A 26,014-nucleotide genomic window follows, 5' to 3' on the forward strand; every position below is an offset into this window, starting at 1 on the left:
GATTAAATGAATTGAAGAGAGGCTGTCAACATGAAGGCTCTCTCGAAACACTCGAAACACTCGAAACACCATAAAATAATAATGAATTGGCCGGGCATCCACCGTCCTTCAAAAAGCAGACGCACCTAGCAACTTAAGGTATCCTAATTAAAGAAGATGGCAATCGGTTTATTTGTCCAATTCGCTTAATTTAAAACGATAAAGACCTAACAACGAAAACCTAGAAACGAATAACAACAAAAACAATTTTAAACTACAGTCGGTTTATCACGACAAGTGATAAAAGTGAGGGGAACAAACATGCCAAAATTTATCGTGGCAGACGATCACCCGTTGTTTCGTGGGGCTCTTGTACAGGCTTTGGAACAACATTTTAAGATGGCCGATATCGTCCAGGCGGAAGATGTCGAGTCTTTGCAAAAACAGGTACAGGAAAACAATGACGCCGATCTATTGCTGCTCGATTTGCATATGCCCGGCGCCAGCGGTTTTAGCGGATTGATTTTCATCAACGGGCAGTATCCCCACATTCCGGTTATGGTGGTGTCCGCCAATGAACAAGCCAGCATTATTCATCAGGCCATTGACTACGGTGCCGCCGGTTTTCTGCCGAAATCATCTCCCCCAGAAATGATTGGCTCTGCCATTGAGCAGGTCCTGCAAGGCGACATTTGGCTGCCCGCGAATCTCCCACCGGCTGACCAGGTGGATAACGATGACAAAGCAGCCATTGCCGAAGTCGTGGCGAGCTTTACGCCGCAACAGTTTCGAGTGGCGAATATGCTGGCCGATGGTTTACTCAATAAGCAAATCGCGTATGAAATGGATGTCACCGAAGCCACGGTCAAGGCTCACCTGACGGCCATCTTTCGAAAGCTCGGGGTGCATTCTCGCACCCAGGCCGTGCTTGCCATGAACCAGCTCAACTTAAGCCCACCACAGTTGGACAGCTGCCCCCCAGCACACAGTGAGACCGGGCCATAGAGGCCCGGTAGAGGTCATCTTCGCCACCCCGAACCCGTAACGCGGCTGACTCAATCACAACTTTCCGTATCGCCACAATCGCCTCATTTCGCCGAAACGACACCTGTATCTACCAAGGAATAAAGTGACAATTCCGCCACAACAATCACACCAGAAAACCCGGGCAACATAATCCTCAATCTCAGACTATATTGAATAAGCGATGATCATTTCGTTTATTTAAGATTTTCGATAATTCGCCGATAAATGGTCAATTGATACGCAGAAACAGCCCTTGAATAGTAGGCTTTAATCACCAAGGTTAATTTTATGGATTTTGCACCTTCTGATCTCTCGCTCCTCCTGGTCGAGCCATCCGCCACTCAACAGAAGATTATTCGCTCCCAGTTAGAGACCGAAGACGTTACCAATGTCAGCATTGCGTCTTCCGTGACAGAGGCCTATGACATGCTGCAGGGTCAACACCCTGACTTGATTGCCAGCGCCATGTATTTCAGTGATGGTACCGGTTTGGATCTGTTGAAATCCATCCGGGCGGACAGTGCCTTTGGGGACACGCCTTTCATGCTGGTATCCAGCGAATGGCGTAAAGAACAGTTGGAGGAGTTCAAACAATCCGGCGTTGTCGCTATTCTGCCGAAACCCTTCAGCCGGGAGCATCTCGGCAAAGCGCTGAACGCGACTGTCGATTTAATCAACTGCGAAGAGCTGGAGCTCGAACTCTTTGACGTCACTGAGCTGCGTGTACTCGTCGTGGATGACAGCGCACTGGCTCGTAAATACATTGCCAAGGTCTTGGGGACGCTGGGCGTTCAACGCATCAGTTATGCGGCCGACGGCCGTGAGGCCATTGATGTGCTGCATGAGAGTATGTTTGATCTGGTTGTGACGGATTACAACATGCCCAATGTAAACGGCCGCGAATTGACCGAGTACATCCGAACCCAAAGTGATCAATCCCATATCCCGGTTTTGATGGTTTCTTCAGAAGCGAATGAAACCCATCTCCAACAGATTGAAGATTCTGGCGTGAACGCTCTGTGTGACAAACCGTTTGAACCGGAAACAGTGCGTCATTTGCTGTACCAACTGTTGGAACACTAAGCAGAGGCCCGCTTACATGGCCGTATTGCCATGCAGTTTTTTACGGCATAGACGTCGTATTAAACTGCGCAATGCCGCAGGCTTCACCGGCTTGGACAGATAATAAAACCCTCGGCTTGTCGCCGCATCTTTAAGCGTTTCTGAATTGTCGGCACTGATGACGATGCCGGCGAGCTCTTCCCGCTCGCCATCGTCCAGCTCTGCCAGACGATCGATCAATTGAATGCCGGTCTCTTCATTATCCAGATGATAATCCGCGATAATAAAATCCGGCTGCTCCTGCAGATAAATGGTTTCAGCCTGTTTGATATCCACAGCGCCCCAGACAGTACAGCCCCAGGTTTCCAACAAACCTCGCATCCCTTGCAGAATTGACGCTTCATTATCTACACACAGAATTCTCGCCTGGCTGAGATCCGCTCCGGCCTGAGCATTCATATTCACCGGCGCTTTTTTGGTTTGGGCTTGCACCTGCGGCACCCGAATAGAAAACACAGTTCCCTTCCCGGTTTCCGAGGTCAACAGGATGGGGTGCGCCAAAATATCTGCGCTGCGTTTGGATATGGCCAGGCCCAAACCCAAGCCTTTATCGGCCTTTTTGCGACTGCCGCCAAGGCGAACAAATTCCTCAAAGATACGGCGTTGCTCATGGCGTTCGATTCCTGGCCCGGTATCCCAAACTTGAATTTCAATGCCCTCTGAACGACGGCGACAGCCGAGCATAACCGTTCCACTTTCCGTGTAACGCAAAGCATTGCTTAAAAAGTTTTGCAGGATTCGTCGCAATAAATGAGCATCACTGGACACCCAAGCCGAGCAACTTTGATAGTGAAAAGCCAAGCCTGCACGCCCCGCTTCCACCGCGAATTCTGCGGCCAACGGTTGCAATAAATCGTCCAAAGCAAACGCTTCTTTTTTTGCCGTCAGCTCACCCGCATCCAGTTTAGAAATTTCGCGCAATGCACCAATCAGATCTTCTGCCGAGGCCAACGCCGAATCGATATTCGCAATATCTTCGGCCACCTCGTGCCAGCGTCTTAGTTGCAGTTTCTCCTGAACACTGGCGGCAAATAAGCGCGCTGCATTAATGGGTTGCAACAGATCGTGACTGGTATGTGCAAGGAAACGGGTCTTGTCGTTGTGTTGCTCCCATAAGCGCTGCTCAGCATCGGCCCGGCGCTTGTTTTCTGCGGCCAGCTCCTCGTTACTGATGGATAATTCCTGAGTACGCTGCGCAACCCGCTGTTCCAAACTGGCCGTGGTTTCTTCAAGCGCATGTACAACCGCTTTGAAATCACTGATGTCCGTATAGGTTGTCACAAACCCGCCATTGGGCATGGGGGTACCGCGAACATCCACCACAACACCATTAGGCAACTGTCGCTCGAACCGATGTGCACTGCCATGTCGCAATAAATCTAAACGTCGGGCAATGTCTTGCTCGCGATTGCTCGAATCACTGCCGTACATTCCTCGTTCGGCATTAATACGATACAAGTTTTCAACTGGGCAACCGATGTATAACGTTCGCTCCGGATAATCAAACAATTTGGCGTAATGCTCATTCCAGGCAACCAATCGCAAATCGGCATCGACAACACTGATGCCCTGGCTGACCGTTTCAACGGTGGTTTGAAGCAGATCCTGGTTAAAGCGCAATTGTTGCGATGCGTTATCCACCAGCTCAGCAAAGTCCTGCAGCTTCAATGGACGATCCCGACTCAGGAGTTTCATGGATCGCTGAGCGGTAGCGGCCCCAAGAATACTCGCCATCACACCTTCCACTTCCTGAAGCACAAACTGCGGAGCAAAATCATCCACCATCAGGCGCTGACCGCTTCGGTGTTCAAACAAGCGCCAATACTCCTGCATACGTTCGCGCCCAACCAAAGGTTCCAACAAGCTCTGCACTTGCCCCATATGAACCTCGGTTAGGGCCAGCGATTCCCCAACACTTTCCTCATTTAACTTATCGATAAACAAACGAGCTTGCTGGGCGTCCTTGTGGCTCAGCTTGCTGAATCTGGACACCAACAGCATGGACAGGACATTGATTCCCAAACTCCAAAACACACCATGTGCCAAGGGGTCCCACTGTTCCGTTCCGAATAGATGTTGTGGCCGCAGCCACTGCATGGCCCAGGGCCCTTGTTGAACGATACTGTGCTCCGGTGCTAACGCAGGCAATACCAGGCAATACAACCAAAGGCTGTAGCCCGCCACCAAACCAATCAACACCCCCAAGCGATGCGCCTTTCGCCAATACAAACCGGCAATCAGCGCTGGCGCAAACTGAGCGGCCGCCGCAAAAGACAATAGGCCGATGGGTGCCAGGCCTTCCATTGAAGAGATCGACTTGTGCACCAACCAGCTCAAGATAAGCAATGCAAAAATACTGAGACGCCGAATCAAACGCAGATGATTACTCAATGACGCCACCGATAAGGAGCGGTCTCGATTGATGCGCAGCCACAGCGGCGCAACCAACTCATTGGAAATCATCACGGCCAATGTCACCGCCGCCACAATCACCATACCCGTTGCGGCGGAGAATCCACCGATAAACGCCAAAATCGATACGGCGGTATAACCCTGACTACTGGGCAAACTCAACACCAGTGTGTCACCCGCCGCCTCAGCACCCAGTAAATGCCCGGCCAGCACAATGGGCACCACCAGCAATGCAAACAAACCCACATATACCGGTGCAATAAAACGCGCTTTGCGCAGATCTCGAGGTTCTTGATATTCCACTACTGCCATATGGAATTGTCGGGGTAAACACACAATGGCAATCGCCGCTAACAGTGTCTGAGTTATAAAACTGGCCATGCCTGGACGACTGCCCATTCCAGAACTCTGAATGAGTTGAGGCCAGCTGCGGTCTTCCATATGAACCCATAAGATACTCACCGCCGCCATGGCCACCACCACAAATGCCACGAGCTTTACGATCGATTCGAGGGCAACGGCGGCCATCACGCCTCGGTTACGCTCTCGACCTTCCAAGTGCCGTGTGCCAAACAGAACCGCGAACAGGCCCATCAACAGAGCCGTAATCAGAGCCGTGTCGATATTCAGCTGAGCACTGGGGCCATCGCTGCCCAAGACCTCCCAAGCCATGGAGACAGCTCGCAGTTGAAGAGCGATATAAGGCAAGGAACCCACAATCGCCAAAATCGCCACCAGCGCCGAGAGCCATTGAGATTTGCCATAACGAGAGCCAATAAAATCGGCAATGGATGTCACCTTATGGTACTCCCCGACCCGCAGGAGCTTTTTCAGAAAGCGATACCCCAATAGGAAAACCAGAATAGGCCCCAGGTAAATAGGCAGGTGGCTCCACATACTCTCCATGGACTGTCCCACTGCGCCATAGAACGTCCAGGAACTGCAATACACACCCAACGCCAGAGCGAACAACATCGGACGATAGCGGTTATACCATTGTTGAGATTGATCAGCCCACCAAGCCACAAGAAACAACAGGCCAACGTAAATCAGGGCTATCAGAAGAAGAAACGGCTGGTCAATCATTTGGCATCCGCAGCATAGGCATATTGACTTAAAAACGGTTTAGCATGTTACACACACAATGATAGAGCCATTAGACATTGGTCGCAGCCGGCTAGCCGCGTTAATTGCCGTTTAAATTGACAATTTGCCTGCCGATTCGGCAATAGAATCACTTTTCATCCACAGACTGAGTTACCCACATCTTCTGTGGATAAGTTTGTTAAAAGTTGGGTGAAAACCACAGCTAGTCATGGTCCTTCGGAGCTGGCAGCATTTTGTATATTTTTTATACAGCCCGTTATAAATTATAAAAATCAACGACTTACATTATTTTAACAGTGTAAAACCGTAACACCTGTATTTTGGAGGGGTTATTCAACGGTTTTTTTGACACTTGTGGATTAAAAACGGGAGACTTCAGTAGGCAATCACTTACCGGCGAGGCTGCTTAAGTCGGTGACGGCCGTCATCTGAAACCTTTTGCAGGGCGATATTGACCGCCAAGAAGCCCTACATTTCGGCCTATCGAGACTCAACAATGGAAGGAGCGAGTCGACGCTCCTCAGGAGGCTAAAAACTTAATGCACAGCCGGGCAAAGGTCTCGGGCTTCTGGACATGAAGCCAGTGAGTGCAACCCTGCATCACCTTCAGCTGCACCTTTGGAAAACGTGAGACGACGGCTTCCGTGTGGGCCTCCAGAACGTAATCGGAAAGCTCTCCTTTGATGAAGAGACAAGGGCCCGAATAGCTCAGTGCACTGGGTGCTGCCACAAATTCATCGTAAGCGTCATAAAGCCCTTCAAGATTCATACGCCACTGATAGTGCCCTGACTCATCCTTGTAGAGACTCTTCAACAGAAACTGGCGCACCCCGGCTTCATCGATCTTGTCCTGCAGAAAATGTTCAGCGTCGCGGCGCCCCTTGAGTTGGTCCAGAGGTAAAGCACGCAGGGCGGCAAATATGCCATCGTGCCGGCGCGGGTATTGCACTGGTGCAATATCCGCCACGATCAGGCGGCTTACTCGCTCAGGCCAGTTCATCGCCAGCTCCATGGCAACTTTCCCACCCAGTGAATGCCCTAATAGCGCACATTGCTGAATACCCAAATGATCCAGAAGGTCCAGCAACTGAGTGGCCATTGCTTTCAAGCTCATCGAATGCTTGTCCCGCCAAGGTGAACGGCCATGGTTGGGTAGATCCACCGAGACAAGACGATAATCCGGCTCCAAGGCACGCGCGATCGCACCCAGGTTTTCCAGGGAACCAAACAGGCCGTGAATAAGCACCACCGTTTCCCGTGGTGCCTGTGTGTCGTCACCATCAATGCGGTAATTCAAGCGTTCAGACATCGTTATTCCGCTGGCGCCGGTTTGCCGGGCATACTTGGGAAATGGGCAATCTTATCCCCAGGAGCAACATCGGTTACTTTACCGGTACCCTGCTGCTCCACTTCATCGATACGGATTACCGCCTGCATCGGGATAAAGGAACGTTTCACCGAGGCAAACTCGTTTTTCAGTTTTTCTTCACCGGGGTCGACCAGCAGCTGGCTACGCTCACCAAAGACGAATTCTTCAACTTCGATAAAACCGTACATCTCACTCTGATAGATCGCCTTGGCATACACTTCATATACCTGGCTCTGATTGTAAAAAATAACTTTGTAAAAGGACTGCTCGGCCATAACTTTCTCAAAAAAAGGTCTCAGCTAATGAGACATAAAAAACAGGGATATTGCCAATTGGCTATGGCCCATTAAATGGGGGCAAAAGTCCAGAAAACAAGCGCCCTGACAGGCAAATTAGGTACTGGGCATTCCCCCTCTCTGCCGCTATAATGCTCCGCCCGCAGATTAGCGCGTTTTTTAAGCAATTGAGAGAAATATGTCAGCCACCGAGTCCAACAAATCCATGAGCCCAGACACCTCTGAGAACAGTGTTAAAAAGCTGTTTATCCAGACCCATGGCTGCCAGATGAATGAATATGACTCGGCTCGTATGCGCGACTTGCTGGGCGACAGTCATCAGATGGAAACCACCGATGACCCTGCCGAAGCGGACGTCTTGTTGGTAAACACTTGCTCAATTCGTGAAAAAGCCCAGGACAAGCTCTATCATCAACTGGGCCGCTGGAAGCAGTACAAAGAAAAGAACCCGGATTTAATCATTGGTGTTGGCGGCTGCGTGGCCAGTCAGGAAGGCGATGCGATCGCCAAACGCGCCCCCTACGTGGATTTGATTTTCGGCCCGCAGACCCTGCACCGTTTACCGGAAATGATGGAGACCCACAAAGCCGACAATGGTGCGGTTGTGGTCGACATCAGCTTTCCTGAAATTGAAAAGTTCGACAACCTGCCTACGCCCGAGGCCGATGGCGTCAGCGCGTTTGTATCGATTATGGAAGGCTGCTCCAAATACTGCACCTTCTGTGTGGTGCCTTACACTCGCGGCGAAGAAGTCAGCCGCCCAGTCAACGATGTAATGGCCGAAGTCGCCGCGTTGGCAGCCCAAGGGGTGCGTGAAATCAATTTGCTTGGTCAGAACGTCAACGCCTACCGCGGCGACAACGGAGCCGGTGAAATTGTCGACCTGGCTGAGCTGATTACCTATGTTGCCGCAGTAGACGGCATTGACCGCATTCGTTTTACCACGTCTCATCCGGTTGAGTTTTCCGATAGCCTGATTGACGTCTACGGTGAAGTACCTGAACTCGTCAGCCATCTGCACCTGCCGGTACAAAGTGGCTCCGATCGTATTCTGATGGCAATGAAACGTGGCCACACCTGCCTGGAATACAAATCCAAGCTGCGCCGTTTGAAAGCCATTCGCCCGGACATCTGTTTTTCATCCGACTTTATTATTGGCTTCCCCGGTGAAACAGAAACCGATTTTGAAGCCACAATGAAGCTGATTGGCGACATGAATTTCGATATGTCTTTCTCCTTCATTTACAGCGCTCGCCCAGGAACGCCGGCTGCCGATTTACCCGATGACACCGATGAGTCCCTTAAAAAACAGCGCCTGAAAATTTTGCAGGAGCGTATCAATCAGCAGTCCATGGACATCAGTCGCAAAATGGTCGGTAACGTCGAACGAGTTTTGGTGAGTGGTTACTCCAAGAAAGACCCAGGCCAACTGGCTGGTCGCACCGAAAATAACCGTGTGGTGAACTTCCGCTGTGAACAAGCCGAACTGATTGGGAAATTTGCCGACATTCTGATTGAAGAGGCCCTGCCCAACTCATTGCGCGGAACATTGATCAGCAGTGAGTTGGACGAGCAATAATATTCCCTTAATAGTCACATTTCTTGCATAAGACTCGTCTATAGTAAGAAGAGAGCCGCTCGACAGACAACGGGCGGCTAATAAACCAGCGCAATAAAAGCGCATTTTTTAGGACATAAGCGATATTTCGCCTGATGGTATTTTGCAGTAAGCTGAGCCCATCGAAACGACTGAGAGACAAGAACCACTTTTGACTAACACAGATTTAACGAGCACGAAGCCCGACCGCAAAGACAAAACTGCTGTCCCACCACGTGCTGCGCCCTCCAAAGCAAAGTCCAGTGCCAACCACCGTATTACACTGGAGCCTGCCGATAGCCGCCGATTGGCCAGCCTGAACGGCCAATTCGATCGTCACCTGCGACAAATTGAAGAACGCCTTGGCATCGAAATTCGAAATCGCGGCAATCAATTCAGTTTTATTGGTCAACGCGGAAAAACCCTTGCCGCAGCTAAAATTCTGCAGCAGCTCTATGCCATTACTGAAAAAGAAGAACTGACTCCGGACGAAATTCATCTTGCCTTGCAAGACAACAGTGTAGAAGAACATATGTCAGATGCCCCCGTGGCCGAACAAACGGCCAATCACAGCAAAGTTGAAACACCGCTTACCCTGATTCGCACGAAAAAGTGCACCGTAAAACCTCGCGGTAAAAATCAGCAAAAATATGTCCGCGCCGTGCAGACAAACGACATTAATTTTGGCATTGGTCCAGCCGGTACCGGCAAGACCTACCTCGCCGTTGCCTGTGCTGTTGAAGCGTTATTAAAAGACGAGATCGAACGCATTCTTCTCGTACGCCCGGCGGTTGAGGCAGGTGAAAAACTGGGCTTCCTGCCCGGTGATTTGTCTCAAAAGGTTGATCCTTACCTGCGTCCACTGTATGACGCTTTGTATGAAATGCTGGGTTTTGAAACTGTCGACAAACTGATTGAGCGCAATGTCATTGAGGTTGCACCACTGGCGTATATGCGTGGTCGTACACTGAACAACGCCTTTGTCATTCTCGATGAAAGTCAGAACACCACTCGCGAGCAAATGAAAATGTTTTTGACTCGCATCGGTTTCGGTTCAACCGCCGTGATTAACGGCGACCCAAGCCAAATCGATTTACCTCGTGGCATTGCATCAGGTCTGCGTCATGCGATTGAAGTGCTTGAGGGTGTGAATGGCATCAGCTTCACCTTCTTCAACTCCAAGGACGTTGTTCGTCATCCGCTGGTACAGCGCATAGTTGAAGCCTATGACGATTTCGATGAACAGCAGGAGAAGACTCGCGGTGAGTGAGCTGCACATCGATCTTGAGGATGTTTCTGGACGAAACGACACCCCCAGTGAGGCTGAGTTTCAACGCTGGATAGGTGCAGCGCTCCAACAATACCGAGATCAAGCCGAACTGAGCATTCGCATTGTCGATGAATCCGAAAGTCAGAATCTGAACCATCAATATCGCGGCAAGGACAAACCCACCAATGTGCTGTCCTTCCCTGCGGATTTGCCACCCGAGCTGGAACTGCCCTTACTCGGTGACTTGGTCATCTGTGCGTCCGTGGTTGAGCGCGAAGCCCAAGAACAAAACAAAGCCCTTGAGGCCCACTGGGCCCATATGGCAATACATGGCTGTCTGCACCTGATTGGTTACGACCATATTGAGGACCAGGACGCTGAGGAAATGGAAGCTCTGGAAAGCCAGCTGATGACAGCATTAGGCTATTCGGAACCCTATCCAGACGACGTAGACTAATTGATTAAACGGCCGGCGGTATTTAAGACCCCGGTTGTCGAGAGACCACGGACTAATAGCACAGCAAAAAGCATGGTTTTCCAGTAAAAGCCAGTGCTAGAATAGTCGCCCCAAAAAATAGAGGAGCCATATTCGCCATGAGCGAAGACCCGTCGAGTAGCCAGCCAAATGGCCAGGAGAAATCCTGGTTGGATCGCTTTTTTAGCAACTTTTCCAGCGAACCCAACTCCCGTGAGGAGCTGCTGGCCATCATCAAAGAAGCCGCCGAACGCGAACTTCTCGATGAAGAAGCCCTGAGTATTATTGAAGGCGCCCTGGATGTAGCCGATCAACAAGTTCGTGAGGTGCTGATTCCGCGCCCGCAAATGGTCGTACTGAACATCGAGGACAGCCCCTCGGAATTACTGCCCAAAGTCATCGAATCCGGACACTCCCGCTTTCCCGTTATTGGCGAATCCATTGATGACATCAAAGGCATCCTTCTTGCCAAAGACCTTCTGCCCCTGATTTTGGGGGGAACCGAAGACTTCGATCTATCCAAAATTATTCGTCCAGCCGTTGTTATACCGGAAAGTAAGCGCCTCAATGTGCTGTTGCGCGAGTTCCGTGAAAACCGCTACCACATGGCTATGGTCATTGACGAGTACGGTGGTATAGCCGGTCTGGTCACCATTGAAGACTTGCTGGAAGAAATTGTCGGTGAAATCGAAGATGAGACCGATGAAGAGGAAGAAGAAGCCTCCATCCGCCAGGTTTCAGACAGTGATTACATCGTCAAAGCCTTGACGCCTATTGAAGATTTTAATGAGCAATTTAATTCCGGCTTCAGCGAAGACGACTTCGACACCATCGGCGGCATTGTTATGCAGGCCTTTGGGCACTTGCCAAGCCGCAATGAACAGATTGAGATTCAAGGCTTTCAGTTTAAAGTGCTCTACTCCGACAGCCGTAAAATCCACCTCCTGCGCCTGACGGTGCCCGGAAAAGACAACTGAGTCGGGGGCAACACTCAGAGTGAATGATCTCGATCCCGGCATGTTGCTGGAGTTGGTACGGCAGCAAATGCCCTATGGCAAGTATCAGGGGCGCATCCTGGCCGATCTGCCGGAGCCCTATCTGGTTTGGATGAACGGACAGGGCTTCCCTGAAGGCAAGCTGGGGCGCCAGCTGGCCTTGCTGTACCAAATTAAACTCAATGGCCTTGAGTATTTGTTGGAGCCACTGCGCAAAGGCAATATTCCCCACATCCATTAACCCTCTCCCTGTCTGGGCTTCACGCTTTCCGCACACTTGGCACAAACTGTGCTTTGTTAATGCCGAGTCTTCATTTTCCGTCAACTGATCGACACAGAGTTGTGCACCATGGAAAGTTTAAATTACTGGCCTATGCTGGAAACCTCTATCAATATTGCCCTGGGCGCCATTATCGCAGGTGTCAGCACCTGGGTCGTGATGCGTCAAAAAGATGTGTATCAGGATAAGCTGGAGAGCGGCGACCGACGAGTCGATATGCTGGAAGCGATTTCCTCCGATGTGGGGCAAGTGAATCACATCTTTGCGAAGTATTCTGCCTTAGTGATTGAATCCTATCGATTTGGCGAGCAATGGCCATCGGGTCGCCGTGAGGAACTGTCCCAGGTCAATGCCGAGCTGGTAAAGGAATTCAAAAAATTGGCCGATGCCGAAACTCGCCTGTTGATGCTGGGTGAAAAACTGATGGAACGTAGCCTGAGGTTGTACGGCGCCAGAATCGCGCACTTTCGAAAAGAGGTCTTCGTTGGTCGTCAGGACATCAAGGAAAACGACATCGTCAGTCTGAAACAGGAAGTCGCGACTCAAAGAGAGAAGTTTTACGACCTGCTAAGCAAACGCTACGATCGCCTGCTTGCCGCGTAAATAAAAAGAGCTGAGTCTCACAACACAGCTCTTCTCAACGTTTTCTGTTAGGTCGCCGCGTGGCTTTCACGGCGGCCTGAACGAATTAATTGAAGCGTGAAAAATCCGGATCACGCTTTTCGAAAAATGCGGTCACGGCTTCCACGAACTCCTGACCTTGCAGTCCCTGACCGAACAGTACCATTTCTTCGTCCATCACATCACTGCCTTCCTGTCGGCGAGGCCCACGCAATAATTGCTTGGTGCTACGAATGGCGGCCGGTGGCTGCTTGGCCAACTTATCGGCCTTTTCGCGCACCAGTGACAACAAATCGCTCGCGGGAACCACGTCATTAACCAAGCCACATTCTTTTGCAGTTTGGGCATCAAAGGGCTCACCGAACAGTAACAACTCAGATGCTTTTACATGGCCACAAATTCGCGGCAGCAGATAGCTGGACGCGTATTCCGGACACAAACCCAATTTCACAAAAGGCATTTGCAAACGTGCTGAATCGGCCGCATAAACCAAATCACAGTGCAGCAGCATCGTGGTGCCAATCCCCACGGCATCCCCATCCACCGCAGCCAGGACCGGCTTGGGACAGTTGTAGAGATTCCGCATGAAGGTCGCCACCGGGCTATCGTTTCCCTGTGGCGGGTTTTTCATAAAATCTTCCAGATCGTTGCCACTGGTGAAGCAATCGGCTTCGCCACGTAATACGATATTGCGAATTTCGTCATTTTCAGCAGCATCATTGATCGCATCCGCCATGGCAGTGTACATAGCCATTGTCAGCGCATTCTTGCGCTTGGGGCGATCCATAATGATGTGAAGGCTGCGTCCTTCCAGCTGGATGTTAATATCGTCTGTCATCATCGGCTCCGTCTTTAATTAGTATTCGCACAAATTATACGACCTAGCTTGACCAGAGAAATTGACGAAAAAGCGCAAAGCCGTCGACCTCAGGCTTTAATTCGACACTTTATACCAGTGTAAAAGTCACTCAAATTAGTAACATACATTACTAATAGTCGCCCCAAAAACCGGATCACTCTATGCAACATCACCAACTCGGAATGGATATTGAGCAAGATGGCGAGCAGGAGCTCTGTTGGTTAATCAATGATTTAACCCGCATCATGACCAATGAATTTAACCGCCGGCTGCGCTTGCAAGGCTTTGAGCTGAGCCGCTCCCAATCCCGCATTCTCATCCGCTTGGCCCGCCAGGATGGGCAAAGCCAAACCGAACTCGCCGAAAATCTTGGCATGGAAAAGGCCCCTCTGGGCATCATTATCGACAAAATGGAGTCGTCCGGTTTAATCGAACGCCGCCCTGATCCTAAAGATGGACGTCGACGCCTGGTGTACAGCACTGCAAAAGCATTGGAACTGCTGCCCGACATCGACAAGCTGACCGTTGAACTCGCCCAACAAGCACTCGAAGGACTGAGCAAAGTTCGACGCATGCAACTGTCACAAAATTTAAATCATATGAAGCTGAATATGCTTCGAGACCGTTAAGGTTTTTAAAAGCAGAGGTTTTTATGAGCGATAGCAAAACCCTGGCCAAGGCCAAGCGTCCATTGATGATGGCAGGCCTTCTACTGGCTGTTGTTTTAGTGGCAAGCTGGCTTTATAAACGCAGTTACACGATTTATCTGGACGATGCCCACATCGCCAGTAATATCGTTTCCCTTTCCAGCCGCGTACCCGGATGGATTGTCGACATGCCCGCAAGTGGTGGGCAAACCGTTTCAAAAGACACACTGTTGATACAAATGGACTCCCGACAGACGGAGCTGTCCTTAAAAACCATTGAATTAAAAATTGCCAATCAGCAGTTAGCCATTGAACGCGCCCGAGCACAGTTGCAGCTGGTCGGAAGTAATGTGGACAATCAGTTCGCCGCCAGTGTCGCAGCGGTTGAGCGCAGTCAAGCCACGCTGAAAAAAGCCGCTTCTGTGGTCACGGCGGCTGAATCCAATTTTGAGCGCTCCAAACGCATGTGGCAGAAAAAACTCATCAGCGCACAGGTGTGGGAAGATGCTCAACTGGAGCATTCAAAATCCCGCCACGCCTACGATGAAGCCGAAGCCCAGCTGCACCAATTGGAATCCGCCATGTCACAGGCCAAAGCCGCGCTGCAGGAACGGGAAATTCAAACCAAGACCCTCGGCATTCTCGTTCGAGAGCTTGAACTGTTACACGTTGAGAAAAATGATACCGAAATTGCTTTGAGCGATCGAAAAATTTACAGCCCACTCAAAACCGCCGTGATTGATAAAACCTTTGTTCATGCTGGCGAGTTTATGCCAGCGGGTCGCCGCTTATTAATGCTGCACGATCCCAATGACATTTGGATCAAAGCCAACATCAAAGAAACCCAAGTGCGTCATGTCAGCGTGGGCGATAAAGCGACCGTATCCGTTGATGCGTACCCCAGCAGACAGTTCACCGCAGTTGTTGAGCGGATCGACCACGCCACCAGCAGTCAGTTTGCCTTGCTTCCCAACCCCAATCCAAGTGGGAACTTCACCAAGGTCACCCAACGTCTGAGCTTGCGCCTCGCTATTGAGCAAGAAGATGGCTTGCTCAAACCAGGCATGATGGTCGAAGTCGAAATTGATACCCGTGACCAGTAATCACAGCCACAGCTTCGACGCACTGTTTGCCCATTACGGCGAAAATTACCGCTGGTTCGCGGTTGTGACGATTGGCATTGGTGCTATTACGACCGCCATGAGCAGCACCAGCGTCAATGTAGCCATCCCTCCTATAATGGGTGCCTTCGGCATCACCCAAAGCACGGCACAATGGATCTCCTCTGGGTATCTCGCCGCGTCGACCATCACAATGTTAATCACCGCCTGGCTGATTGAGTCCTGGGGTATTCGCCGAACCGTGTTAGGGGCTTTAGCGCTCTTCTCAGCCAGTTCAGTGCTTGGTGCCATAAGCAGCAACATCGAATTGCTGATTACTTCTCGCATCATTCAAGGCGCAGCCAGCGGTATTTTCATGCCCTTGGCCACCTACGTTATGAGCCGAGTGTTCCCACCGGAAAAACAGGGCACCGCCATGGGCTTATTCGGCATCATCGTCGTTATGGCCCCGGCCCTGGGACCGTATCTGGGGGGCTTGCTTGTTGATGCGTTCAATTGGCGCATGGCCTTTTTACTGCCCCTACCGATGGCCGTAGCTGGGGCCCTCCTCACCCTACAATTTATGCCTGAGCGGGAACACAGTGGACCGAGAGCCCAACTCGACCTATTTGCATTGGCCACCTTAAGTGCGGGCATTTTTATTTTGTTGCTGGCCCTAAGCAAAGGGCAAAGTAAGGGCTGGACATCAGATTACTCACTGATCTGCTACGCGCTTTTTGCCATCTTCAGCTATGCATTTATTCGCCGTCAAAAACAGGCCAGCAAGCCTCTACTTGACCTCAGCCTCTTCAGCTACCGGGGTTTCGTGCCAGCCGCCATTGTCGCCGCCGTGTTCGGGGCCGGTTTATACAGCAGCTTCTATCTCGCTCCCCTGTTCCTGCAAAACATTCAAGGACTGAGCGCTACCGAGGCAGGCTTGGTATTGTTGCCCGGCGGAATAATGTTGGGAATCTCATTACCCATCGCCGGGCGCCTGGCCGATAAAATATCCCCCCGTTTTTTGATCGCGGCCGGTATCTTTTTGTTCGCTTATTCCTGCTGGTTGACGGCCGCTGCAGACTTCCGTACCCCATTTATTATTTTCACCTGGTGGGTGATTGTCGGGCGTATTGGTATGGGGTTTATTATGCCTCCACTTACGGTGGCGTCTTTCAAACATCTGCCGATAGAGAAACTGAGCCAGGGTTCCGGCGCCAGCAATTTCATTCGTCAGTTTGGGGGCGCGCTAGGCGTGAATCTGTGTGCGATTTATCTGGAACGCCGTAGCAGTTTTCATATGGCGCATATCCTGACGGAGCAAAATGAAGGCAATCAACAATCGGTGTTCGCGGTTCAACAGATCATGCCCTACCTGCAACAATTGGGTATCGACTACCTTCAGCAAATTGAACTTGCCACTGGAATGATGGGCAAAGAGTTTTATCGCCAAGCGGCCACTCTGGCCTTTCAGGACACCTTCGCGCTCAGCGCCCTACTCTTTACCCTGCTTATTGTGCCGGTGTTCTTTTTAGCCCAGAAACCTCGCTAACGGTATCGGCTAAAATTCAATACCATCCAAGTTGTGAGGGCCCATGCTGCTGAGTTGCCGCTCACCGCACAACGCCATGGTGGTATCCATTTCTGCGCGTAGAATGTCCAGGGTCTTAGTTACGCCCTCTTTCCCCATAGCTCCTAGACCATACAAAAAAGGACGCCCAATGTAGGTGCCCTTCGCACCCAGACACATCGCCTTGAGGGCATCCTGGCCGCTGCGTATTCCGCCATCGAATTGAACTTCAATATCGTCGCCGACCGCCTCAACAATTTCCGGTAACACTCGAATAGAGGAACGTGCGCCATCCAACTGACGACCTCCGTGATTGGATACCACCAGAGCATCGCCGCCAACATCGACGCAACGCTTGGCATCATCGGTGTCGAGCACGCCTTTTAGAATCAGTGGCCCACCCCAACGCTCTTTAATCCAGGCAATATCATCCCAGGACAAATCCGGATCAAATTGGCCGGCAACCCACTCTGATAACGAATTATTGTCTGCCACACCGTTGACATGTCCTTGAATATTGCCAAAGCCTTTATGTTGACTTTTGGCCATGCCCAGACACCAGCGCGGCCTGGAGATCAGCTGAAGAATTTGTTTGGGTCCGAAACTGCCCAAACCATTGCGGATGTCATTGTGGCGCTGACCCAAAATTTGCAAATCCAAAGTTAACATCAGCGCCGAGCAACCGACAGCCTTTGCTCGATCGATCAGCTCCCCAACGAAGCCACGATCCCTCATGACGTACAGCTGAAACCAAAAAGGCGTGCGAGTTGCTGCCGCCACCGCCTCAAGAGAACAAATGCTCATTGTCGATAGCGTAAAGGGCACACCGAAATCTTCTGCCGCCTGGGCCGCGAGGATTTCCCCATCAGCATGCTGCATACCACAGAGTCCCGTGGGGGCTAAGGCAATGGGCATACTGACATCCTGGCCTACCATACTCCCAGCAAGACTCCGATCGCTCATGTTCACCGCCACTCGTTGGCGCAGATACACTTTATTGAAATCGGCTTCATTGGCTCGATAGGTCGACTCAGTCCAAGAACCTGAATCGGCGTACTCAAAAAACATTTTGGGTACTCGGCGGCGAGCCAATTCCTTAAGATCATTGATTTCAACAACAGTGGTCATAACGAGCCTCAAACGTATTTTATGAATATTATTGGCACTATAGATCATAGCCTAGCGGCCCAATGACGAAAATACTGTCACATAGATGACAGCATTCGCCTGTTCTCGGCAGTTTTAACCGATACTTTGACTTCCCTGCCGGTGCGCCCGGCAAATTTGAGTTGAGAACTATGGTGAATCCTCATTTTGTCGCTACAATGTGGCGCAAACAATAAATCGAGACTCACTTATGTTGCGAACACAAAAAGGCTTTAGTGTCGGCAAATTTCTGTTCAGTATTCTTACTATTCTGGCGTTGGTCGCATTGTTCTTCCGTACTGAGATTCAACGTATACATCATGGCCTGACTCTGTTTGACGAAGCCAACATTGTGGAGAACATGCGCAACTCCAATGAGCATTATTTGTCTCGCGATGTCAGCGCTGGAAACCATGTTTGGCCTTTGGAAAAAGGCGACACCTTGATCCTGCCTGAAAATTTCGACTACCACGGCGAACGCCTCAATAGCGAAGAGTATCTCCACTACACTCACACAGGCAGTTTATTGGTACTGCAGCACGGCAAGATTCGTTTGGAAACCTACTACCGCGATGAAACCGAGACCGATCGCCACATTTCCTTCTCTGTCGCCAAGTCCTTTATTTCAGCCTTGTTCGGTATGGCCGTTTCTGAAGGTAAAATCGATATTGAAAAAAAGGCCGACGACTATGTTCCTTCACTGAAAGGCAGCGGCTATGAAGGGGTACGCATTAAAGATGTTTTGCAGATGTCTTCCGGCGTGAAGTTCAATGAAGATTACGCCGACCTGAATTCTGACATCAATCGGTTTGGTCGCATTCTGGCTTTAGGTGGAAGCTTCGACGATTTTGCTGCCAGCCTGGAAAACGAAGTAAGCCCCGGCACGCGTCGTTTATACGTAAGTATCGATACTCAGGTCCTGGGCATGATTTTACGTGAAGCTACCGGCCAAAGCATCAGCGATTACATGCAAGAGAAGCTGTGGCAACCTATGGGAGCTGAATCCGATGCCTACTGGGTTACCGACAGTTACGATATGGAGATGGTACTGGGTGGACTGAACGCGGTCTTGAGAGACTACGGACGCTTCGGTCAACTCGCCCTGCAAAACGGTCAGCGTGGCGGCACACAAATTATTCCGGCCCAATGGATGCAAGACTCACTCAAGACCGACGCCCCTCACCTGAAGGCCAAAGAAGACGAGCGTTCAATGGACAACTGGGGCTACGGCTATCAGTGGTGGTTACCGCCAGCAACTCCCGAACACCCCGGTGTCTTTATGGCCGTAGGCATTTACGACCAATACATATACATCGATCCAGCGCGTGAGCTGGTCATCGTCAAACTGTCGGGCAATCCGCATTACACCGATGACGAATACGATTCTGTTCCCAAAACCCTGGCACTCTTCCGAGCGATTGCTAAAGCCAGCGACGCGGGATGAAAAGCTCAATAAATACGGAAAAAGCACAAACAAAAAAGCCAGCATGAATGCTGGCTTTTTTGTTTCATCAAGCGTGATTAACGGCGGCGCCCATTGGAACGAGGGCGCTGCTGCCCTTGATTGGACTGACGTTTTCTGGCGGGCAACGGAGGATGCGCCTCCAGTAAATTTTCCGGCGGGACTTCACACTTCAACTTGTCACCCAGTAGCGTCTCGATGGGTTCAAGACGCAACGCATCATCTTCACAGGCCAAACTGATCGAGGTTCCAGAACGACCCGCGCGACCGGTGCGGCCGATTCGATGAACATAATCTTCCGGCTCTTCCGGCAGGGTATAGTTCACCACATGACTGATGCCATCAATATGGATACCACGGCCAGCAACATCGGTGGCGACCAACACATTCAGCTGACCACTCTTGAAACCTTCCAGGGTTTTTACACGTTTATTCTGGGGTACATCGCCTGACAAAATGCCGACTTTGAAACCATGTACTTCCAACTTTTCATGCAGACGTCGGCATTGATCCCGTCGATTCGCGAACACAATCAAACTTTCAACATCGTCCTGTTTCAGTACGTTGTACAGCAGGGTGTACTTCTCTTCCGTTGCCAACATATACACTTTTTGGGTCACGGTATCCGTCGCAACAGACTCGGGTTCGATCTCAATCATGACCGGATCGATCGTCCACTGTTCCGCAAGATTCAGGACATCCTGGGTAAAGGTTGCGGAGAACAACAGAGTTTGACGGTGAGTTTTCTTGGGCGTTTGACGAATAATACGGCGCACCTGAGGAATAAAGCCCATATCCAGCATGCGATCCGCTTCATCAATCACCATGATTTCGAGCTGATCCAAGTGAACATCACGATTGCCACAGAAATCCAGCAGTCGACCTGGGGTCGCCACCAGAATATCAACATAAGAATCTTCCAGCTTGCGCTGCTGCTTTCCATAATCCATACCGCCAACCAGCGTATGGACTTGCAAATCGGTATGCTTAACCAAGGCCTTAGCATCGTCAGCAATCTGGATCACCAACTCCCGAGTGGGTGCAATCACCAGAGCTCGTGCTTCACCGGCATAACGCTCACCCTCAAGCGGGTTACGCAGGATGTCATCGATAATGGTCAAAAGAAATGCTGCTGTTTTTCCGGTACCGGTCTGGGCCTTACCAACAACATCGTGGCCATCCAGGCTGTGTGGCAAAGATTGAGCCTGGATTGGAGAGCAATACTGGAAACCCAGATCAGCAATGCCGTGCATCAAGTCATTGTGCAGGTTTAAGTCATGAAAACGGGTTTTGCCTTCTGCAGGCTCCACCTGAAACTGGCTGATATCCCAAGGGGCTGCGGGCTTCTTAGGTTTGGGCTTACGACGACGGTTGCGTGGTTTTTTAGCCTCGCCTCCCTTGTCAGCTGGGGCTTTAGCCGCCTTATTTGGGGCTTGTTCCTGCTTAGGAGCCTTGGTTTTTTCTGCCTCAGGGGCAGCGGATTTACGCTTAAACAACCTGCCGATCAAAATACAGCCCTATTGTGGATAAAATAATCGGCGGAGTATAACACGACTGTCATTGAATTGTTCCCTTTAGAATCCGCTCCCCAATTCGGGCAGGACAGCGACGGGAAAACAACATTGCCGGAGTGGAAACCCGGGGGCCTGAACAGCCCCCGATGAAGGTATTAAGCGTTGGCTGCTGGGAAAGCCTTGCCCATATAGTAGTCGGCGCTCACATAGCGACCACCACCGGTGAAGAACAGACTCAGCAGCATAATGAAGTAGGTCGCCGCAAACTCGATACCGTTGTTCAGTATCACGAAACCGCCCTTCCCTGTGAGCCAGCCATAGTTGCCATGCTCCTGGAGAATTCCCTTTGCGGCCCCCAGACGAGTGGCAACTTCAGCACTGTTTTCCAGGCTTTCTTTCGCGCCAGGGAATCCTACCATGTCCAATACGTAGGCAATGCTGGTTTCCTGACTGCTGGACGCAATAGCAAACCAACCATTGTCCCAATGGGCGGTAACCGCCGCGACAATCATGGTGAACATCAAAGGAATTGCCACTAACCGAGTGGCCAAGCCAAACAGTAAGGCAAAGCCGCCCAGAAATTCAGTGTATGCCGCCAGATAGGCCATCAGCTCAGGCGCCGGCAGTCCCAACCCCCAATCCGGGTTGGCAAACCAAGAAATAATATCTTCGATGTGATTAATCTTGTGCAAACCGGCCGTGATAAAAATTGGCGCCAAATAAAGACGCAATAGCAGCGCCGGCAAACCGTCAGCATGTTGAAAAGCATTCACCGTGCGGTAATACAGCGCACTCAAACTCGAAATGGCAGACATGGTTTATTCTCCTAATAACGTCGGTCCAGCAAACTGGGGCCTCGGGATGTTAAATCTTCCGTTCAGTGGCTGCACACAGCATTCCACTCACAATATAGCTCTGCAAATTGCCTTGCAGAAAACCGGGTATGTCTTCTTCGGGCATAAAATCCAGTAGATGCTCGCAAGCATGGCTGAGATTTTCGCCGCTCGCCAATGCCTGCAACAAACTGAGTTCGCTGCCCTGCAATGAACGAAACTGGGTAAGGCGTTCAGGATTACGCCATATCGCCCAAATACTTTTTTGTTCCACAGGTGCGGGCGGCACCTGTTCCTGTTTGATACTCTGCCAGATTGGCACCGTATTGTAGTCACTGGCAAAAATATGCAATGAGGGGTGCCAACTCATTTCGCAAGCGGGCCACGCCTCCGGCGCTAAACACTGTAAAAAATCGGCGGGCAGCGTGTCATTTTCTTCAGCGTCGAAACTGAACATCAAAGCTCGCTCAAACGCCGCCAACTCAGCCAATTGAGGATAATCCGCATAATGCTCCGCTAAAAACTCCGGCAGAGTATCAGCAAAATAACGCAGAGATTTATGCCGCGAAGGGTTCACCTCAATAAAGCTCTTACACAGGGCTGCAAAAGCATCGTCGCCCATATAGCCCGCCAGGATATCGTGATCTACCGCCAGAGTTTCCTGTAGGCGCAAACGATAACCGTTGCTGTAAATCTGTAATCGCTGATCGCCATTAATCTGCTCATTGCTGGTGACGTGCCCAGCAATCTCATTGTCGCCGCGAAGCAGGTAGGCCATCATCTGTTCTTGCCGCTGCTGTAAATCAGCCATGGGCGACACCTGACGATTCACCGGCAGACAAAACCCGGGCGCTGATCGCACGCGCCTGATCCAGTTCTGCAATCAATTCACCCAGAGCCGGAATATCATCATCTCGCTCAATCATGGTGCTGACCGGGCCAAAACGCTCGATCGCTTTGGCATACAGCTGCCAAACAGAATCCACCACCGGATGGTCATGGGTATCAATAATATAGTCACCATAATCGCTGTGTCCGGCCAAGTGCATTTGGCGCACACGTTTGGGATTAATACCCTTCAGATAATCTTCGGCATCAAAATGATGATTTCGGGCGCTGACATAGATATTGTTGATATCCAGTAACATCAAACAATCAGCTTCTTCGACAACCGCCGAATAAAATTCCCATTCCGTCATAGCCGATTCGCTATAACTGATATAACTGGAAACATTTTCGATCAGCATTTGCTGACCAAGAAAATCCTGTGCCTGTCGAATATTGCCGACAATATGCTTCAGGGCTTCTTCGGTATAGGGCATTGGCAACAGATCATGGCTGTTGATGCCACCGAGTTGAGACCAGCACAAATGATCTGAAATCCAGGCTGGTTTTACGTCATTCACAAGTTTTTTCAAACGACGTAAATAATTCATATCCAGTGGATCAGTCGATCCCACAGACATGGAAACGCCATGCATTACAATGGGGTACTGTTCTCGAATCTCATGCAGGTAATACAACGGTTTCCCGCCACCGACCATAAAATTTTCTGAGATCACTTCAAACCAATCGACATTGGCCTGGCCTTGTAGCACTTCCTCAAAATGATCCGTGCGCAAACCTAAACCGAAACCAAGATAATGATCGTTTTGTGTATCCACTTGTCTTCCTACCCTTCAGCTTACCCCAAGCTGTCATGCCCCACTCAGGAAGAATGGGGCACCAAATCGTCGCTTACTTACCGACGGTTCCACCAATATCTTTACAAGATTTGGCTGGAGCTTCGATAAAACCAGTACCTTTACAGCTGGCGTGACCAGCACAGGCATTTTCTTTGGTCTTACAAGCATTATGGCCCTTACAGATGTTCACGCCGTAGCAATGAATCAGATCAGCGCGAGCAATTTCACCTACCCACTCACGACTGGCTTTACCACCAGCATCTTCACAAGATTTGGTCGGCATGGCGACAAAACCTTGAGCTTTACACGAACCGTGACCGGCACAGGCATTGCTGGCTGTTTTACAATCGTTGTGACCCTTACAAACGTTCACACCATAACAGTGGATCAGGTCGGTTTTTTCAGCAGATGCTGTGCTTGGCTGAGCTGTTGTCTGAGTGTGACCACAGGCCGCTAAACCTGCAGCCGCTACTGCTAAACCGGCGCCGCGCAATAAGCGTTGATGTTGACTCATGAGCTTTCTTCCTCTGGGTTGTGTCTATCTAACGTTGTCATAAAGGTTCGCCGTCACCGGCCACAGGGCTTTTATGATGAAGACGAGCATAGTGTAAGAGGCAAAACTAACGAAATTATCACGGAGGGATAATCATATAATGGCGGGAATATTCGACGCACCTAAGGCTAGAACCCCCTCTGGCACACCAAGCCGCCTCCCCCAAAGAAAACTAAAACTTGCGTAGCATAGTGCAAGTATTAAAAACCAACTAAGTACTAGGTCCTGATTAACATCGAGTTCATCTAATCAAAAACATAAGGACAACCGCCATAATTATTCATGGCCTCACCCCAACGCCAAACATCATTGGCACGGCGCCAACGGCTGTGAAAAAACTCCATCAAACACGGCCCCTGCTCCAGCTCTACCATAAAAGTATCACCCTCGTTTACCTGGCCGTACTCTGGATAATGAACTGAACGTTCCCAACTCAGCCCACCCCGAGAGGCAAGATAACGCTCCCAGAAGGCCTCAACATTTTCCTGCTGATCCCAAACCAGCCGCTCGCCAGCATCCTGGGCACTCAGCTGAGGGGCCATAACACTCGACAACAACACAAAAGCAAATACTGAGAATTGAGAAAGGGGGTTCATTGGCTACTCCTTTGTGAAGTGATATCACGCGCACTTCGTTCAAGTTGTAGTCAATATAGTACAGAAGGGGAGGATGGGGTAGTTTGAAATTCGAGTGAATTTCCTAAAGAGACCAAGACAAACTGTCACAGAATGCGTTTGCCAACTGAAACATCGGCAAAAGCATTCAGCCAATCAATCTTCTGGCAAGATCCGATATTCAGCCGATCTTGCGTGGGCTTCCAGTGATTCTCCACGAGCCAGCGGTGAGGCCACTTTACCCAGCGCTGAGGCACCTTCAGCAGAACACATTATCAAGGAGCTGCGCTTTTGAAAATCGTAAACACCCAGTGGAGACGAGAATCGAGCGGTGCCGGAGGTGGGCAAAACATGGTTTGGACCAGCACAGTAATCGCCCAACGCTTCGGCTGTGTAACGTCCCATAAAAATAGCGCCAGCATGGCGAATATCTGGCAGCATGGCTTCGGGATCGGATACGGAAAGCTCCAAATGCTCAGGCGCTATACGGTTAATAATTTCAACTGCTTGTTTACGATCAGCCACTTGAATCAGGGCGCCACGCCCTTCCAGGGACGCTCGAGCAATCGCTTCGCGCGCCAAATCCGGCAACAGACGATCAATACTTTCCTGCACACGATTCAGAAAATCCGAGTCTTCGGAAATCAGAATCGATTGAGCCTGTTCATCGTGCTCTGCTTGAGAAAACAGATCCATCGCAATCCAATCAGGATCTGTACCACCGTCACAATAAACCAATATTTCAGAAGGGCCGGCAATCATGTCGATTGCAACCTGGCCGAAGACGGCACGTTTGGCCGTGGCGACAAAAATATTACCGGGGCCAGTAATTTTATCGACCTTGGCCAGACTTTCGGTGCCGTATGCCAGAGCGGCGACGGCCTGCGCACCACCAATGCAAATGACCTCATCAACACCGGCGATCGCTGCAGCCGCCAACACCATCTCATTCACTTCACCCCCCGGGGTGGGCGTAGTCATAATCAATTCAGGCACGCCCGCAACTTTGGCAGGAATCGCATTCATTAAAACAGATGATGGGTAGCTGGCCTTGCCCCCCGGCACATATAGTCCCACACGATCCAGGGGCGTAATTTGCTGACCTAACACGGTGCCGTCAGCTTCGCGGTACTGCCAGGAATCCTGACGCTGATGCTCGTGATAGCTTCGAATACGTTCGGCAGCGATTTCAAGAGCCTGACGCTGTTCAGCATCGATCACACTCAATGCAGCGTGTAAACGCGCTTTCGGCACTCGTAACTCGGCGAAACTTCCAGCGCTCAGACGATCAAACTTTTCGGTGAAACGCAGTACCGCTTGATCACCGTCTGTTTTTACCGCCGTGAGAATGTCATCCACCGCTTGGTTCACAGCGGGATCAGAAACAGAATCCCAAGCCAGCAGTGTATCCAGGGCGCGATCAAAGTCAGCGCTATTCGCATCTAGTCTTGCTATGGCACAGCTCATGATGGTGTCTTTTATTTG

At 50.6% G+C, this 26,014-nt stretch carries 24 protein-coding genes; 12 read left to right on the plus strand and 12 right to left on the minus strand.

Translation table 11 applies throughout. The features are described from left to right. Positions 1-300 precede the first annotated feature (300 nt). Together ABWW03_RS14515 and ABWW03_RS14520 are read left to right on the plus strand one after the other, a co-directional pair. The gene (locus ABWW03_RS14515; RefSeq protein ID WP_353409341.1) at positions 301-984 is read left to right on the plus strand and encodes a response regulator transcription factor; all 684 of its coding nucleotides are present in this window, start codon (positions 301-303) and stop codon (positions 982-984) included. Positions 985-1,293: 309 nt separating this feature from the next. After that, positions 1,294-2,088, plus strand: a complete 795-nt coding sequence (locus ABWW03_RS14520) for a response regulator (protein WP_353409343.1) — start codon at positions 1,294-1,296, stop codon at positions 2,086-2,088. Between the two features lie 12 nt (positions 2,089-2,100). Here ABWW03_RS14520 and ABWW03_RS14525 read toward each other — a convergent pair whose 3' ends face one another. The 3 genes from ABWW03_RS14525 to ABWW03_RS14535 all read right to left on the minus strand — a co-directional run bounded on the left by ABWW03_RS14525 (position 2,101) and on the right by ABWW03_RS14535 (position 7,290). Beyond that, a complete protein-coding gene (locus ABWW03_RS14525; RefSeq protein WP_353409345.1) occupies positions 2,101-5,625 on the minus strand; it encodes a PAS domain-containing hybrid sensor histidine kinase/response regulator in 3,525 nt (1,174 codons plus the stop codon). A gap of 541 nt (positions 5,626-6,166) precedes the next feature. Then, on the minus strand, positions 6,167-6,955 hold the full coding sequence (locus ABWW03_RS14530) for an alpha/beta fold hydrolase (protein ID WP_353409347.1): 789 nt from the start codon (positions 6,953-6,955) through the stop codon (positions 6,167-6,169). A gap of 2 nt (positions 6,956-6,957) precedes the next feature. Then, positions 6,958-7,290: a DUF1820 family protein gene (locus ABWW03_RS14535; protein ID WP_353409349.1), complete on the minus strand. Its 333-nt coding sequence runs from the start codon at positions 7,288-7,290 to the stop codon at positions 6,958-6,960. A gap of 199 nt (positions 7,291-7,489) precedes the next feature. Between ABWW03_RS14535 and miaB the strand changes: the two genes are divergently transcribed. From miaB to ABWW03_RS14565, 6 genes are all read left to right on the plus strand, one after another. Further along, complete coding sequence (gene miaB, locus ABWW03_RS14540; protein WP_353409351.1) at positions 7,490-8,890, plus strand: tRNA (N6-isopentenyl adenosine(37)-C2)-methylthiotransferase MiaB; 1,401 nt, start codon at positions 7,490-7,492, stop codon at positions 8,888-8,890. A 295-nt stretch (positions 8,891-9,185) separates the two neighbouring features. Then, positions 9,186-10,178, plus strand: a complete 993-nt coding sequence (locus ABWW03_RS14545; protein WP_353409492.1) for a PhoH family protein — start codon at positions 9,186-9,188, stop codon at positions 10,176-10,178. After that, complete coding sequence (gene ybeY / locus ABWW03_RS14550; protein ID WP_353409353.1) at positions 10,171-10,635, plus strand: rRNA maturation RNase YbeY; 465 nt, start codon at positions 10,171-10,173, stop codon at positions 10,633-10,635. The genes ABWW03_RS14545 and ybeY overlap by 8 nt, the downstream gene beginning before the upstream one ends. A gap of 137 nt (positions 10,636-10,772) precedes the next feature. Continuing rightward, a complete protein-coding gene (locus tag ABWW03_RS14555; RefSeq protein WP_353409355.1) occupies positions 10,773-11,630 on the plus strand; it encodes an HlyC/CorC family transporter in 858 nt (285 codons plus the stop codon). Between the two features lie 40 nt (positions 11,631-11,670). Next, entirely contained in the window at positions 11,671-11,889 is a 219-nt protein-coding gene (locus ABWW03_RS14560; protein ID WP_353409494.1) for a DUF3820 family protein, read from the plus strand. 108 nt (positions 11,890-11,997) lie between these two features. Continuing rightward, positions 11,998-12,531 (plus strand): energy transducer TonB, encoded by a 534-nt coding sequence (locus ABWW03_RS14565; protein ID WP_353409357.1) that lies wholly within the window; start codon positions 11,998-12,000, stop codon positions 12,529-12,531. 85 nt (positions 12,532-12,616) lie between these two features. On the opposite strand, the gene ABWW03_RS14570 is transcribed toward ABWW03_RS14565, so the two are convergent. After that, positions 12,617-13,387 carry an enoyl-CoA hydratase gene (locus ABWW03_RS14570; RefSeq protein ID WP_353409359.1) on the minus strand — a complete coding sequence of 257 codons (771 nt, stop codon included), beginning with the start codon at positions 13,385-13,387 and terminating at the stop codon, positions 12,617-12,619. Between the two features lie 182 nt (positions 13,388-13,569). On the opposite strand from ABWW03_RS14570, the gene ABWW03_RS14575 reads away from it, so the two are divergent. From ABWW03_RS14575 to ABWW03_RS14585, 3 genes are read left to right on the plus strand one after another with little or no spacing between them, the layout of a single operon-like run. After that, complete coding sequence (locus ABWW03_RS14575) at positions 13,570-14,037, plus strand: MarR family winged helix-turn-helix transcriptional regulator (protein ID WP_353409361.1); 468 nt, start codon at positions 13,570-13,572, stop codon at positions 14,035-14,037. 23 nt (positions 14,038-14,060) lie between these two features. Further along, the gene (locus ABWW03_RS14580; RefSeq protein WP_353409363.1) at positions 14,061-15,158 is read left to right on the plus strand and encodes an HlyD family secretion protein; all 1,098 of its coding nucleotides are present in this window, start codon (positions 14,061-14,063) and stop codon (positions 15,156-15,158) included. Then, positions 15,148-16,704, plus strand: coding sequence for a DHA2 family efflux MFS transporter permease subunit (locus ABWW03_RS14585; protein ID WP_353409365.1), 1,557 nt, complete (start codon positions 15,148-15,150; stop codon positions 16,702-16,704). Before ABWW03_RS14580 ends, ABWW03_RS14585 begins: the two co-directional genes overlap by 11 nt. A 9-nt stretch (positions 16,705-16,713) precedes the next feature. Here the strand turns inward: ABWW03_RS14585 and ABWW03_RS14590 are convergent, their stop codons facing one another. After that, the gene (locus ABWW03_RS14590) at positions 16,714-17,850 is read right to left on the minus strand and encodes an alpha-hydroxy acid oxidase (RefSeq protein ID WP_353409367.1); all 1,137 of its coding nucleotides are present in this window, start codon (positions 17,848-17,850) and stop codon (positions 16,714-16,716) included. A gap of 229 nt (positions 17,851-18,079) precedes the next feature. On the opposite strand from ABWW03_RS14590, the gene ABWW03_RS14595 reads away from it, so the two are divergent. Beyond that, the gene (locus ABWW03_RS14595) at positions 18,080-19,312 is read left to right on the plus strand and encodes a serine hydrolase domain-containing protein (protein ID WP_353409369.1); all 1,233 of its coding nucleotides are present in this window, start codon (positions 18,080-18,082) and stop codon (positions 19,310-19,312) included. A gap of 77 nt (positions 19,313-19,389) precedes the next feature. Here the strand turns inward: ABWW03_RS14595 and rhlB are convergent, their stop codons facing one another. The 7 genes from rhlB to hisD form a co-directional block, all read right to left on the minus strand. Then, positions 19,390-20,838 (minus strand): ATP-dependent RNA helicase RhlB, encoded by a 1,449-nt coding sequence (gene rhlB, locus ABWW03_RS14600; protein ID WP_353409371.1) that lies wholly within the window; start codon positions 20,836-20,838, stop codon positions 19,390-19,392. A 161-nt stretch (positions 20,839-20,999) separates the two neighbouring features. Further along, on the minus strand, positions 21,000-21,659 hold the full coding sequence (locus tag ABWW03_RS14605; RefSeq protein ID WP_353409373.1) for an HvfX family Cu-binding RiPP maturation protein: 660 nt from the start codon (positions 21,657-21,659) through the stop codon (positions 21,000-21,002). Positions 21,660-21,708: 49 nt separating this feature from the next. Then, complete coding sequence (locus ABWW03_RS14610) at positions 21,709-22,488, minus strand: HvfC/BufC N-terminal domain-containing protein (RefSeq protein WP_353409375.1); 780 nt, start codon at positions 22,486-22,488, stop codon at positions 21,709-21,711. After that, on the minus strand, positions 22,481-23,341 hold the full coding sequence (gene bufB, locus ABWW03_RS14615; RefSeq protein ID WP_353409377.1) for an MNIO family bufferin maturase: 861 nt from the start codon (positions 23,339-23,341) through the stop codon (positions 22,481-22,483). Before bufB ends, ABWW03_RS14610 begins: the two co-directional genes overlap by 8 nt. A 73-nt stretch (positions 23,342-23,414) precedes the next feature. Beyond that, positions 23,415-23,876, minus strand: coding sequence for a BufA2 family periplasmic bufferin-type metallophore (gene bufA2 / locus ABWW03_RS14620; protein WP_353409379.1), 462 nt, complete (start codon positions 23,874-23,876; stop codon positions 23,415-23,417). Positions 23,877-24,160: 284 nt separating this feature from the next. Then, entirely contained in the window at positions 24,161-24,511 is a 351-nt protein-coding gene (locus ABWW03_RS14625; protein WP_353409381.1) for a hypothetical protein, read from the minus strand. Between the two features lie 174 nt (positions 24,512-24,685). Then, complete coding sequence (hisD, locus tag ABWW03_RS14630) at positions 24,686-25,996, minus strand: histidinol dehydrogenase (protein WP_353409383.1); 1,311 nt, start codon at positions 25,994-25,996, stop codon at positions 24,686-24,688. Positions 25,997-26,014: the final 18 nt, after the last annotated feature.

The organism is Pseudoteredinibacter isoporae, from assembly GCF_040372805.1.
In the GTDB taxonomy this organism is placed as follows: Bacteria; Pseudomonadota; Gammaproteobacteria; order Pseudomonadales; family Cellvibrionaceae; genus Pseudoteredinibacter; species Pseudoteredinibacter isoporae_A.

Bases quoted from the DNA above. Each gene is read 5' to 3' on its own strand.
- ABWW03_RS14530 (WP_353409347.1), bottom strand. From the start codon at position 6,955: ATGTCTGAACGCTTGAATTACCGCATTGATGGTGACGACACACAGGCA.
- ABWW03_RS14610 (WP_353409375.1), bottom strand. From the start codon at position 22,488: ATGGCTGATTTACAGCAGCGGCAAGAACAGATGATGGCCTACCTGCTT.
- hisD (WP_353409383.1), bottom strand. From the start codon at position 25,996: ATGAGCTGTGCCATAGCAAGACTAGATGCGAATAGCGCTGACTTTGAT.
- ABWW03_RS14515 (WP_353409341.1), top strand. From the start codon at position 301: ATGCCAAAATTTATCGTGGCAGACGATCACCCGTTGTTTCGTGGGGCT.
- ABWW03_RS14605 (WP_353409373.1), bottom strand. From the start codon at position 21,659: ATGTCTGCCATTTCGAGTTTGAGTGCGCTGTATTACCGCACGGTGAAT.
- ABWW03_RS14560 (WP_353409494.1), top strand. From the start codon at position 11,671: ATGTTGCTGGAGTTGGTACGGCAGCAAATGCCCTATGGCAAGTATCAG.
- ABWW03_RS14565 (WP_353409357.1), top strand. From the start codon at position 11,998: ATGGAAAGTTTAAATTACTGGCCTATGCTGGAAACCTCTATCAATATT.
- ABWW03_RS14590 (WP_353409367.1), bottom strand. From the start codon at position 17,850: ATGACCACTGTTGTTGAAATCAATGATCTTAAGGAATTGGCTCGCCGC.
- ABWW03_RS14625 (WP_353409381.1), bottom strand. From the start codon at position 24,511: ATGAACCCCCTTTCTCAATTCTCAGTATTTGCTTTTGTGTTGTTGTCG.
- miaB (WP_353409351.1), top strand. From the start codon at position 7,490: ATGTCAGCCACCGAGTCCAACAAATCCATGAGCCCAGACACCTCTGAG.
- ABWW03_RS14580 (WP_353409363.1), top strand. From the start codon at position 14,061: ATGAGCGATAGCAAAACCCTGGCCAAGGCCAAGCGTCCATTGATGATG.
- ABWW03_RS14535 (WP_353409349.1), bottom strand. From the start codon at position 7,290: ATGGCCGAGCAGTCCTTTTACAAAGTTATTTTTTACAATCAGAGCCAG.
- ABWW03_RS14595 (WP_353409369.1), top strand. From the start codon at position 18,080: ATGTTGCGAACACAAAAAGGCTTTAGTGTCGGCAAATTTCTGTTCAGT.
- ABWW03_RS14520 (WP_353409343.1), top strand. From the start codon at position 1,294: ATGGATTTTGCACCTTCTGATCTCTCGCTCCTCCTGGTCGAGCCATCC.
- ABWW03_RS14525 (WP_353409345.1), bottom strand. From the start codon at position 5,625: ATGATTGACCAGCCGTTTCTTCTTCTGATAGCCCTGATTTACGTTGGC.
- ABWW03_RS14555 (WP_353409355.1), top strand. From the start codon at position 10,773: ATGAGCGAAGACCCGTCGAGTAGCCAGCCAAATGGCCAGGAGAAATCC.
- ABWW03_RS14575 (WP_353409361.1), top strand. From the start codon at position 13,570: ATGCAACATCACCAACTCGGAATGGATATTGAGCAAGATGGCGAGCAG.
- ABWW03_RS14570 (WP_353409359.1), bottom strand. From the start codon at position 13,387: ATGACAGACGATATTAACATCCAGCTGGAAGGACGCAGCCTTCACATC.
- bufA2 (WP_353409379.1), bottom strand. From the start codon at position 23,876: ATGAGTCAACATCAACGCTTATTGCGCGGCGCCGGTTTAGCAGTAGCG.